Here is a 12,545-nt window from a genome sequence, read left to right on the forward strand (position 1 = left end):
ACTACGAAGGACGGGCGGTAGGAGGCCGGCCCGCCTCCGTATATCGTCCGGATTCATGGGTGACCAGGCAGGGCGCTGGCGGGAGTTGAACAAGGCGTACTGGGACGAGCGGGTGCCCATTCATCTGGGCGCGGCCTTCTACGACATGGAGGGGTTCCGGGCCCGGCCCGATTCGCTGAAGGACTTCGAGACAGCCGAGGTGGGCGATGTCAGGGGCAAGCGCCTGATCCATCTGCAGTGTCACTTCGGCCGGGACACGCTGTCGTGGGCGGTACGAGGAGCCCAGGTCACCGGGCTGGACTTCTCTCCACCCGCGATCGAGGCGGCCGCACGACTCGCGACCGAACTCGGCATCCACGCACGCTTCGTGACCGCGGACGTCTACGACGCCGTCTCGGCCGTCGAGGGTGAGACCTTCGACATCGTCTACGTCAGCTTCGGGGCGCTGAACTGGCTTCCCGACATCAGCCGCTGGGCGTCGGTGGTCGCCGAACTGCTCGCTCCCGCCGGGTGTCTGTACCTGGCGGAGTTCCACCCGTTCAGCTTCGTCCTCGACGACGAGACCGGAAGCACGGTCACGCACGACTACTTCAACGAAGGTCCGGAAGCCTCGGGAGGCGCTGGTACGTACGCCGATGAGGCGGCGGTGACCGAGGACAACGAGACCGTCGAGTGGCGGCACAGTCTGTCGACCGTCGTCTCCGCGATCGCCGGAGCCGGGCTACGGATCCGGTTTCTTCACGAGCACGACCACACCTTCTACCTCCAACGCCGGTCGCTCGAGCGCCACGACGGCGACGTCTACCGGCATCCCGAGGGCGCTCCGCGCATCCCCCTCACGTACTCGATCCGGGCGGAGAAGGCGTGACCCGCGACTCAGCGGGAACCGGCCGATCCGCGAGGGTCGTCACGACGAAACAAAAGATCACCCGGCAAACGGGACCCGGTCTTGGTGTCGCAATCCGGGAGATGTTTCCCAGGACTTCGCATATGACCATGGAATGGTCCGGCCGCCGGCGTGCGACCGCCGGAATGCGATGTGAAGCTTGAGGAGGCGGCCTTTTCATGCCAACGTTTTTCGGTTCCGTACGCAGGCTCCTGCTCACGCCGTCCCTGGCCGACGTGACATTCGAGGTGCGCGGATTTCCTGTCACGCCGACCGACGCCACCCGCCGGCTGGAGGCCATTCCGCAATCGGTGATCTGCGGGTTCGAGTGGGGGATCGACGCGCGCGACCAGTGGGAGGTCGAGCGCCGGCTGAGCCTGGTCGACGCCGAGTTCCGCGGCTTCGCCTACGAGGGCGCCACGATGGCCTTCACCGTGCTCGACGCCATGGGCGGCGGCCGGGGCACGCGCACCCGTGACCTCATGACGGGCCCGGGGCGGCCGCACATCTTCCTCACCTACATCGGCATCGGCTTCGCCATGGCCCGCCTGCCCCGTCCGCTCTGGAAGAAGGTCGTGCCCGACATGAGCGGGTCGCCGTACTACCCGACCATGAGCTGGCTGGCGGTCGACGGCTACGGGTTCGACCGGGCGTACTTCGACACCCGCCGGTGGGTCGACGAGCAGCGCGTCCCCGCGCCGTACGCCTGGGAGGGCTCGCCGGAGTACTTCCTGCGGGCCGTGGACCAGGGGATCGGCCGGGCGCTGTGGTTCATCCACGGCGGGCGGGTCGAGGGCGTGGCGGCGGCCGTGCGCGGCTTCGCGAGCCACCGCCAGGCGGACCTGTGGAGCGGCGTCGGCCTGGCCGCCACCTTCGCGGGCGGCTGCGACGCCGCCGGCCTCGCCGAGCTGCGCAGGGATGCCGGGGAGCACCGGGCCGAGCTCGCCCAGGGCTCGGTGTTCGCCGGGAAGGCCCGCAGCTACTCCGGGTTCGTCCCGGGCCACACCGAGGTCGCGACGGCGGCGCTCGCGGACCTGTCGGTCGCGGACGCGGCCGCGCTCGCCGACGACACCGCCGTCGACCCCGCCCCCTCCGGCGGCGTCCCGGCGTACGAGCTGTGGCGGGCCGCCGTGCGCGCCCGCGTCGCGGCGTCCGAGCGCGTCGCCGGCTGACCCTCCCGGCGGGGGCGGACGGCGCCTCCGCCGTGCGGAACACCGTTCACGGCGGTTCTCGAAACGCGGGCGAATTCGCCGCGCGTTCGTTCCGCCATGTCGTCGATTTATGGATCGGCACAAGTGGGCACTCTTGAAGTGGCCCGCGGCCCGATACGTGTGAATAAATTCGAATAATAAAAGATCACCCGTTGAAGAAAGGGCCGACCGGAGGGCGGTACGGAATTGACGAGCTTTCTGCGTTCAATGAGACGCCGAATCATGACGCCGGACATCTCCGAGACGAAGATGTCCACGCGCGGATTCCACGTGAAGAGCCCGGAGGCCCGGGACCTGCTGGAGAAGGTCGGCGAGACCTTTCTCACCGGGTACGCGTACGCGGCCGAGGCGCGGACGACCGCCGAGGCCGAGGAGCGCCTGGAGCAGGTGCCGGAGCGCTTCCGCGGCTTCGCCTACGAGGGCGCGGGCATGGCCTTCGCCATCCTCGACGCGCTGCCCTTCGGCCGCGGCCGCAAGACGGAGGAGTTCCTGGCCGGCCGTGGCGACAAGCACGTCTACATGGTCTACGTCGGCATCGGCTGGGCCATGGCCCGGCTGCCGCGGTTCCTGTGGCCCAAGGCCGAGTCCCTCGACCCGCTGCTGCGCTGGCTGGTGCTCGACGGCTACGGCTTCCACCAGGCGTACTTCAGGACCGAGCAGTACGTGACCGGGCAGTACCAGGACCCGGCCTTCCCCTGGCCCGCCGACGGCACCCGGCCGTACGCGAACCGGGCCATCGACCAGGGCATCGGGCGGGCGCTGTGGTTCGTCGGCGGCACCGACCCCGAGGTGGCCGTCTCGCTCATCGAGCGGTACCCGGCGCACCGCCACGCGGACCTCTACGCGGGCGCCGGCCTGGCCGCCACGTACGCCGGCGGGGCGCCCGAGGACGAGCTGCGGGAGCTGTGGGAGCGCGCCGGCGTGCACCGCTCCCAGGTCGCCCAGGGATCGGCCTTCGCCGCCGAGGCGAGGGTGCGGGCCGGGCTGCTCGGCGACCACACCCGGCTCGCCAGCGAGATCTTCTGCGGCACGACGGCGGAGCAGGCGGCCCTGATCACCCAGCAGGTGCGGCCACCGCAGCCGGTGGACGACGGCGAGCGGACCGCCTACGAGGCGTGGCGGCAGCGCATCGCCGCCGAATTCGTTTCCCTTGGAGGTGTTACCCAGTGACCGCGACCCTTGGCTGGCTGCGCAGGCAGCTGCCGGGCATCGTGGCGCTCGTCCTGGTCACGAGCGTCTTCCTGATCGCCCGCCTGCCGTCGTACTCCGCCGCGCAGACGGCGGAGATGGCGAGCAAGTACTCGTTCAAGCCGCTGTCCATCGCGCTGCCGAGCGGCTACCCGCAGCAGTCGATCCGCAAGGTCAACAAGGACTACACGCACATCGACGCCTGGATCTCCTCGGTCGGCGCGGCGATCGCGATGAACGACCTCGACGGTGACGGCCTGTCCAACGACCTGTGCCTCGTCGACACGCGGATCGACCAGGTCGTCGTCACGCCCACGCCGGGCGCCAAGGCGAACCGGTACAAGCCGTTCGCGCTGAACCCGGCGCCGCTGCCCGTCAACGACCACATGGCGCCGATGGGCTGCGTCCCCGGCGACTACAACGAGGACGGCCGGCTCGACCTGCTCGTCTACATGTGGGGCCGCACGCCCATCGTCTACCTCGCTAAGGCGGGCGCGTCCGGGCTGTCCGCCACGACGTACCAGCCGACCGAGCTGGTGCCCGGCCCCAACTCGACCAACGGCGTGTACACCGGCCCGCAGTGGAACACCAACGCGGCGACCGTGGCCGACTTCGACGGCGACGGGCACGACGACATCTTCATCGGCAACTACTTCGCCGACGGCCCGGTGCTCGACCCGACCGCCAACGGCGGCGTGCACATGAACCACTCGATGTCGAACGGCCACAACGGCGGCGAGGACCACTTCTTCCGCTGGACCGGAGCCAAGGGCGGCGACAAGCCGTCGATCGCCTACCAGAGGCTCGACCACGTCCTCCCCGAGGACGCCTCGAAGGGCTGGGAGCTCGGCGCGGCCGCCAACGACCTCGACGGCGACCAGCTCCCCGAGCTGTACCTGGCCAACGACTTCGGCCCGGACCGGATGTTCTACAACCGCTCCACGCCCGGCCACATCAAGCTGTCGCTCGTCGAGGGCGTGCGCTCGCCGCTGATCCCCAAGTCGAAGACGGTCGGCCACGACTCGTTCAAGGGCATGGGCGTCGACTTCGGCGACCTCAACCACGACGGCGTCTACGACATGTTCGTCAGCAACATCACCACCTCCTGGGGCATCGAGGAGAGCAACTTCGAGTTCGTCTCCACGGCCAAGGACCAGACCGAGATGCGCGCGAGCCTCCGCGACGGCGTGGCGCCGTACGTGGACCGCAGCGGGCCGTCGCAGACCGCGTGGTCCGGCTGGGGCTGGGACGTCAAGATCGACGACTTCAACAACGGCGGCGAGCCGGCCATCGCCCAGGCGACCGGCTTCGTGAAGGGCTACACCGACCGGTGGCCGCAGCTGCAGGAGCTGGCCACGGCCAACGACGAGCTGCTGCAGAACCCGACCTGGTGGCCGAACGCGCGAGCCGGCGACGACATCGCGGGCAACCAGACCCTGCACTTCTTCGTGAAGGGCCCGGAGGGCCGCTACGCCGACCTCGCCCCCCAGCTGGGTCTCGCCGTCCCGGTGCCCACCCGCGGCATCGCGACCGGTGACGCCGACGGCGACGGCCGCCTCGACTTCGCCGTGGCCCGCCAGTGGGACGCGCCGATCTTCTACCAGAACCAGAGCCCCTCCCAGGGCGCGTACCTCGACCTGCACCTGACCAGGGCCGAGACGCCGGTCGCCGGCCGCTTCCCCGCGCCGGGCTCGCCGGCCACGGGCGCGCAGGTCTGCGCGATGACCGCCGACGGCCGCATGTACATCGGCCGCGTGGACGGCAGCAGCGGCCACTCCGGCCGCCGCACCACCGACGTGCACCTCGGCCTCGGCCAGAACGTCACCGGGCCGGTGAAGGTGCACCTGCAGTGGCGCGACCGCACCGGACAGGTGCGCGAACAGGACCTTCAGCTGACCCCGGGCCGCCACTCGCTGGAGCTCGGTCTGCAGGCCAAGGAGAAGTGATCCACATGGCTGAGAACACCCCACCCGCCGCGGGGCCGCGCCACGACCCCAAAGTGGTCATCGCGCTGAGGAACTTCGCGATCTCGATTTCGGTCTTCAACATCATCGGGTACACCGTCCTCGGCTTCGAGCAGCCGTGGGTGTGGCCCTTCCTCGCCCTCGCCACCGGCTACACCACCGAGATCGGCCTCGAGTGGATCGGCGCCCGGGCGGAGGGACGCGCGCCCCGCTACAAGGGCAACGGCCTGCGGGGACTCGTCGAGTTCCTGTACCCGGCGCACATCACCAGCCTGGCCATGAACATGCTGACCTACGTCAACGACCAGGTCCTCGTGCTGATCTTCGGCGTCGTGGTCGCCGTCGGCGCCAAGTGGGTGCTGCGGGCCCCGGTGAAGGGCCGGATGCGGCACTTCATGAACCCGTCGAACTTCGGCATCGCCGTCATCCTGCTGGTCTTCCCCTGGGCCAGCATCGCCCCGCCGTACCACTTCACGGAGAACGTGGACACCTGGATCGACTGGCTGGTCCCGTCGATCATCATCCTCGGCGGCACGATGCTGAACGGCAAGCTGACCGGCCGCATGCCGCTCATCGTCGGATGGGTGGGCACCTTCGCCCTCCAGGCCGTCGTACGGGGGATCTTCTTCGGCACGTCGATCCCGGCCGCGCTCGGCATGATGACCGGCGTCGCGTTCGTGCTGTTCAGCAACTACATGATCACCGACCCGGGCACGAGCCCGTCGAAGCCCGCCTCGCAGATGGCCTTCGGCAGCGGCGTCGCCCTCCTGTACGGCCTCCTGACCGCGGTGCACATCTCGTACGCGCTGTTCTTCGCCACGGCCGGCGTCTGCGCCATCCGGGGCGGCTTCTTCTGGGCGCTGCACTTCGTGAACAAGGCCCGCCAGCAGGCCGCCGCCGCGCCCGCCCCCGCGCAGGCCCCCGACCCGGCGCTGGCCCCGTCGCCGATGGCGGCCCCGGTGGCCGTCGCGGCCGGCCCCGCCTCGCTGAACGGGAAAGAGGCGGCGTCCGTATGAGCAGGATCGCGATCGTCGGCATGGCGTGCCGCTACCCGGACGCCGCCTCGCCGAGAGAGCTGTGGGAGAACGCTCTCGCCGGTCGCCGCGCCTTCCGCCGTCTGCCCGACGAACGGATGCGCCTGGAGGACTACTGGGATCCCGATCCGTCGGTCCCGGACAAGTTCTACGCGCGCAACGCGGCCGTCATCGAGGGCTACACGTTCGACCGGATCGGCTACAAGATCGCCGGCAGCACGTACCGGTCCACCGACCTCACGCACTGGCTCGCCCTCGACATGGCGGGCCGGGCGCTGGAGGACGCCGGCTTCCCCAAGGCGGAGGGCCTGCCGCGGCAGCGGACCGGCGTCGTGGTGGGCAACACCCTCACCGGCGAGTTCACCCGGGCGAACATCCTGCGCCTGCGCTGGCCGTACGTCCGCAGGACGGTCGGCGCGGTGCTGAAGGAGCAGGGCTGGGACGACGACCGCCTGGCCGCGTTCCTGGAGGACCTGGAGGCGACCTACAAGAGCCCGTTCCCCGGCGTGGACGAGGACACCCTCGCGGGCGGCCTGTCCAACACCATCGCCGGCCGGATCTGCAACCACTTCGATCTGAACGGCGGCGGCTACACGGTCGACGGCGCCTGCTCGTCGTCGCTGCTGTCGGTGACGACGGCGTGCAAGGCTCTGCTGGACGGCGACCTGGACGTGGCCCTCGCGGGCGGCGTCGACCTGTCGATCGACCCCTTCGAGATCATCGGCTTCGCCAAGACGGGCGCCCTCGCGAAGGGCGAGATGCGGCTGTACGACCGGCACTCCAACGGCTTCTGGCCGGGCGAGGGCTGCGGGATGGTCGTGCTGATGCGCGAGGAGGACGCCGCCGAGGCGGGCCGCCGCGTGTACGCCACCATCGCCGGGTGGGGCATCTCGTCCGACGGCCGGGGCGGCATGACGCGGCCCGAGGTCAGCGGCTACCGGCTCGCCCTGAGCCGGGCGTACGAGCGGGCCGGGTTCGGCATCGAGACGGTCGGCCTGTTCGAGGGCCACGGCACCGGCACGGCCGTCGGCGACATGACGGAGCTCACCGCGCTGTCGACCGCCCGGGCGGACGCCGACGCGGCGGCCCCGCCCGCGGCCGTGACCTCGATCAAGGGCATGATCGGCCACGCCAAGGCCGCCGCCGGCGTGGCCGGGCTCATCAAGGCCGCCATGGCCGTGCACGAGCAGGTCCTCCCGCCGGCCATCGGGTGCGTCGAGCCCCACCAGGTGCTCACGCAGGAGGGCGCCCCGCTGCGGGTGCTGCGCAAGGCCGAGCCCTGGCCCGACGCCCTGCCGGTCCGCGCCGGCATCACGGCCATGGGCTTCGGCGGCATCAACACCCACGTCGTGCTGGAGAGGAGCGGCCCGCGCCGCCGGTCGCTGCCCTCCCGCACCCGGACGCTGGCCGCCTCCCTGCAGGACGCCGAGCTGCTGCTGGTGGACGCCGCGTCCCCGCAGGACCTCCGGGAGCGGCTGGTGGAGCTGGCAGGCTTCGTGCCGGCGCTGTCCTACGCCCAGCTGGCCGACCTCGCCGCCACCCTCCAGCGGCGGCTGCGCGACCTGCCGTACCGGGCGGCCGTGGTGGTGTCGTCTCCCGACGACGCCGAGCGGCAGCTGGGCCGGGTCGTCAACGCCCTCGACGGCGGGGAGAACCGCCTGTTCGCCCCGGACGGCCGGGCGTTCCTCGGCCGGGCCGACGGGCCGGGCAGGATCGGCTTCCTGTTCCCCGGGCAGGGTTCCGGCCGCGGCACCAGCGGGGGCGCGCTGCGCCGCCGCCTCGCCGAGGTCGAGGAGATCTACGTCCGGGCGGCGCTGCCGACGGCCGGCGACATGGTGGCCACCGCGGTCGCCCAGCCGCGGATCGTCACCGGGTCGACGGCGGGCCTGCGGGCCCTGTCGCTGCTCGGCGTCGAGGCCGAGGTGGCCGTGGGGCACAGCCTCGGCGAGCTGTCGGCCCTGCACTGGGCCGGGGCGATGGACGAGGAGGCCCTGCTCCGGCTGGCGGGCGACCGCGGCCGGGCCATGACCGAGCACGGCACCGAGGCCGGGACCATGGCCGGCGTGCGCGCCGCCCCCCCGGCGGTGGCCGACCTCGTCGCGGGCCTGCCCGTGGTGATCGCCGGCTACAACGGCCCCGAGCAGACGGTCGTCGCCGGACCGGTCGCGGCGGTGGAGGAGGTGGGCCGCAGGGCCGCCGAGGCCGGGCTCACCTGGACCTCGCTGCCGGTGTCCCACGCCTTCCACTCGCCGCTGGTCGAGCCGGCCGCGGAGGCGTTCGGGGAGCGACTCGCCGGCGAGCCGTTCGACCGGGTGGCCCGGCGCGTGGTCTCCACCGTCACGGCGGAGGCGCTCCGGCCGGACGCCGACATCCCGGCGCTGCTGCGCCGGCAGATCACCGAGCCGGTGCGGTTCACCCAGGCGGTGGAGCTGGCGGCCAAGGACATCGACCTGTTCGTGGAGGTCGGCCCGGGCCGGGTGCTCACCGCCCTGGCCTCCGCCGCGACCGACGTGCCCGCCGTCGCGCTCGACACCGACGACGAGTCGATCGCGGGCCTGCTGCGGGTCGCCGGCGCCGCCTACGTCGTCGGCGCCCCCGTCCTGCACGAGGAGCTGTTCCACGGCCGGCTCGTGCGGCCGCTGGAGGTCGGCGCCGAGTTCTCGTTCTTCGCCAGCCCGGCCGAGCAGGCCCCGCAGGTGCAGCTGCGCGCCGCCGTGCGCCGCGCCGAGGAGCCCGCCGCGGCGGCGTCCCCGGCGGCCGCGACCGAGGTTCAGGACGGCGAGGGTGCCGCGTCCAGCATCGACCTGCTGCGCAGGCTCGCCGCCGAGCGGGCCGAGCTGCCGCTGGAGATGGTGGGCGAGGACAGCCGGCCGCTCGACGAGCTGCACCTCAGCTCGGTCACCGTCATGCACATCATCGACCAGGCCACCCAGCGGCTCGGCGTCCCGGCCGGGCAGGCCCCGACCAACCTGGCCACGGCGAGCCTGCGCGAGCTGGCCGACGCGCTCGACGCGCTGGTGGGCAACGGGGGACAGGCGGCCGCGCAGGTCGTTGCCCCGGCCGCCTCCTGGGCCCGGCCGTTCGCGGTCGACCTGGACGAGGTGCCCGCGCCCGCCCGCACCGCCGCGGAGGAGAGCGGGACCTGGCAGGTGTTCGCTCCCGGGGGCTCCCCGGCCGCCGAGGCCCTGCGGGCCGCGCTGGAGCGCGCGCGGCTCGGGAACGGCGTGCTCGTCTGCCTGCCGCCGGAATGCGCCGAGGAGGACGTCCAGCACGCGCACCTCGGGGCGAAGGCGGCGCTGGCCGGGCCGCGCGGCACCCGGTTCGTGCTCGTGCAGCACGGCAACGGCGCCGCCGGGCTGGGCAAGACGCTGTGGCTGGAGGCCCCGCACGTCCGGACGACGATCGTGCACGTCCCGGCCGGGACCGACGCGGCCGACCGGGTGGTGACCGAGGTCGCCGCGACGGAGGACTTCGCCGAGGTCCACTACGACGAGTCGGGCGCCCGCCGGGTGCCGACCCTGCGGGCCCTGCCCGTGCGGCCCGCCCGGGAGCGGCAGCCGCTCGGCCCGTCCGACGTGCTGCTGGTGACCGGCGGCGGCAAGGGCATCACGGCCGAGTGCGCGCTGGCGGTGGCCGGGGACAGCGGGGCGAGGCTCGCGGTGCTCGGCCGCTCCGACCCGGCCGCCGACCCCGAGCTGGCCGCCAACCTGCGGAGGATGGCGGACGCCGGCGTCGCCGTGCACTACGCGCGGGCCGACGTCACCGACGCCGCGCAGGTCCGCCGCGCCGTGGACGAGATCCAGGAGGCGCTGGGGCAGGTCACCGGCGTGCTGCACGGCGCCGGGCGCAACGAGCCCGGCGGGCTGGCGGGCCTCGACGCCGACGCCTTCCGCAGGACGTTCGCCCCGAAGGTGGGCGGGCTGCGCAACGTGCTCGCGGCCGTCGATCCGGACGCGCTGCGCCTGTTCGTCACCTTCGGCAGCATCATCGGCCGGGCGGGCCTCCATGGCGAGGCGCACTACGCCACCGCCAACGAGTGGCTGGCCGGCCTCACCGAGGAGTTCGCCGCGCGGCACCCGGACTGCCGGGCGATCTGCATGGAGTGGTCGGTCTGGTCGGACGTCGGCATGGGCGAGCGGCTGTCCGTCGTCGACGGCCTGGTCCGCAAGGGCATCGCGCCGATCTCGCCGGAGCAGGGCGTGGAGATCATGCGCCGGCTCGTCGCCGACCCCGACGCGCCGGCCGTGGTGGTCGTCAGCGGACGCGCCGAGGGCGTCGGCACGGTGCGCAGGGAGGCGCCCGAGCTGCCGCTGCTGCGCTTCGTCGGCACCCCGCTCATCCGCTACCACGGCGTCGAGCTCGTCACCGAGGTCGAGATGAACGCCGGCACCGACCTCTACCTCGCCGATCACCTCCTCGACGGCAACCTCCTGTTCCCCGCGGTCCTGGGGATGGAGGCCATGTCGCAGGTGGCCACCGCCGCGCGCGGTGGCGACGGCGCGGTGACGGTGATCGAGCGGGCCGAGTTCCTGCGGCCCGTCATCATCCCGCCGGAGGGCAGCACCACGATCCGCGTGGGCGCCGTCCTGACCGCCGACGACACGGCCGAGGTCGCCATCCGCAGCGCCGAGACGGGCTTCGACGTCGAGCACTTCCGGGCGCGGGTGCGGTTCACCGGCGAGAGGGCCCCCGACGGGCCGCCGGACCAGGCCGAGGGCCTGCCGCCGGTGCCGCTCGACCCGGAGAACGAGATGTACGGCGAGGTGCTGTTCCAGGGCGGCCGCTTCCACCGGCTGCTCGGGTACCACCGGGCCGCCGCCCGGCACGTCGACGCCGACGTCGCCGCGCTCGACGCGCCCGGCTGGTTCGCCCCCTACCTGCCGGCCGAGCTGCTCCTGGGCGACCCGGGCATGCGCGACGCGCTCATGCACGGCAACCAGGTCTGCGTGCCCGACGCCACCCTGCTCCCGACCGCGATCGAGCGGCTGCACCTGTCGATCGGGCACGGCGGCGGCCCGGCGCTGGCCGAGTCGGGGGTGCTGCGCTACTGCGCGACCGAGCGCTCCCGGGACGGCGACACCTACATCTACGACATCGCCGTCCGCGACGCGGCAGGCGCCGTCGTCGAGCGGTGGGAGGGCCTGCGCCTGCAGGCCGTGCGGAAGAAGGACGGCCGGGGCCCGTGGATCGCCCCGCTGCTCGGGTCGTACCTGGAGCGGACGCTGGAGGACCTCACCGGCGCCCGCGTGGCCGTCGCCGTCGAGCCGTACGACCCGGCGGGCCCGGACGGCGAGGCGGAGCGGTCGGCCCGCACGGCCCTCGCGGCCGGACGCGCCCTGGGCCGGCCCGTCGAGGTGGTCCGGGACGAGGACGGACGGCCGGCCGTCGAGGGCGGACCCGCCCTGTCGGCCGCCCACGCGTCCGGGGTGACCCTCGCGGTCGCCGCGCCCGGCCCGCTGGGCTGCGCCGTCGTCCCGGTCGCGGACCGGACCGAGCAGGAGTGGGCGGACGCGCTCGGGACGCGCGCGCCGCTCACCGGACAGGTCGCCGCGGTGACCGGGGAGGGCCCCGGCGGCGCCGGCGCCCGCGTCCTCGCCGCCGTCGAGTGCCTGGAGAGGGCCGGCCTGCCGGCGACCGCCCCCCTCGCCGTCCTCCCGGGCGCGGGGGACGCCTGGGCGGTGCTGGCCTCGGACGGCCTGCGGATCGCGACGCTCGTCACGACCCTGCGGGACGCCCCCGACCCCGTCGTGATCGCAGTGCTCACCGAAGGGCGGTCGTAACCATGGGCAAGTACTTCGAATACCTCCACACGGTGGGGTTCGAGGAGACGAACATCGTCGGGAACGTCTACTACGTCAACTACCTGCGCTGGCAGGGACGCTGCCGGGAGATGTTCCTCAAGGAGCGGGCTCCGGACGTGCTGGCCGACGTCCAGGAGGACCTGAAGCTGTTCACGCTCAAGGTCGACTGCGAGTTCTTCGCCGAGATCACGGCCTTCAGCGAGCTGTCCATCAGGATGCGCCTGGTCGACCTCACGCAGACCCAGATCGAGTTCAGCTTCGACTACGTCCGGCTGGACCGCGCCGAGGACGGGCGGGAGCGCGAGACGCTCATCGCCCGCGGCAGGCAGCGCGTGGCCTGCATGCGGGGGCCGAACGCCAGGACGGTCCCCTCCCGGGTCCCCGAGTCCCTGGTCAGGGCGCTCGAGCAGTACGCGTCCTAGGGCAATCGAGACAGCGAGCCAGGAGGCATCAGCGTGACC

7 protein-coding genes are annotated in these 12,545 nt (G+C 72.8%); all 7 read left to right on the top strand.

Features of this window, described 5'->3' with window-relative positions:
* Nucleotides 1-55: 55 nt before the first annotated feature.
* The 7 genes from Mco01_RS14555 to Mco01_RS14585 all read left to right on the top strand — a co-directional run bounded on the left by Mco01_RS14555 (nucleotide 56) and on the right by Mco01_RS14585 (nucleotide 12,506).
* Nucleotides 56-868 (top strand): class I SAM-dependent methyltransferase, encoded by an 813-nt coding sequence (locus Mco01_RS14555; protein WP_204057423.1) that lies wholly within the window; start codon nucleotides 56-58, stop codon nucleotides 866-868.
* A 197-nt stretch (nucleotides 869-1,065) separates the two neighbouring features.
* A complete protein-coding gene (locus Mco01_RS14560) occupies nucleotides 1,066-2,058 on the top strand; it encodes a DUF1702 family protein (RefSeq protein ID WP_204057424.1) in 993 nt (330 codons plus the stop codon).
* A gap of 246 nt (nucleotides 2,059-2,304) precedes the next feature.
* Nucleotides 2,305-3,267, top strand: coding sequence for a DUF1702 family protein (locus tag Mco01_RS14565; RefSeq protein ID WP_275410498.1), 963 nt, complete (start codon nucleotides 2,305-2,307; stop codon nucleotides 3,265-3,267).
* Nucleotides 3,264-5,231 carry a CRTAC1 family protein gene (locus Mco01_RS14570; RefSeq protein ID WP_204057425.1) on the top strand — a complete coding sequence of 656 codons (1,968 nt, stop codon included), beginning with the start codon at nucleotides 3,264-3,266 and terminating at the stop codon, nucleotides 5,229-5,231. The genes Mco01_RS14565 and Mco01_RS14570 overlap by 4 nt, the downstream gene beginning before the upstream one ends.
* A gap of 5 nt (nucleotides 5,232-5,236) precedes the next feature.
* Nucleotides 5,237-6,265, top strand: coding sequence for an enediyne biosynthesis protein (locus tag Mco01_RS14575; RefSeq protein WP_239103608.1), 1,029 nt, complete (start codon nucleotides 5,237-5,239; stop codon nucleotides 6,263-6,265).
* The gene (locus tag Mco01_RS14580) at nucleotides 6,262-12,063 is read left to right on the top strand and encodes a type I polyketide synthase (RefSeq protein WP_204057426.1); all 5,802 of its coding nucleotides are present in this window, start codon (nucleotides 6,262-6,264) and stop codon (nucleotides 12,061-12,063) included. Before Mco01_RS14575 ends, Mco01_RS14580 begins: the two co-directional genes overlap by 4 nt.
* Before the next feature lie 2 nt (nucleotides 12,064-12,065).
* Entirely contained in the window at nucleotides 12,066-12,506 is a 441-nt protein-coding gene (locus Mco01_RS14585; protein ID WP_036320378.1) for an acyl-CoA thioesterase, read from the top strand.
* Nucleotides 12,507-12,545 lie beyond the last annotated feature (39 nt).

Source organism: Microbispora corallina, assembly GCF_016863035.1.
In the GTDB taxonomy this organism is placed as follows: domain Bacteria; phylum Actinomycetota; class Actinomycetes; order Streptosporangiales; family Streptosporangiaceae; genus Microbispora; species Microbispora corallina.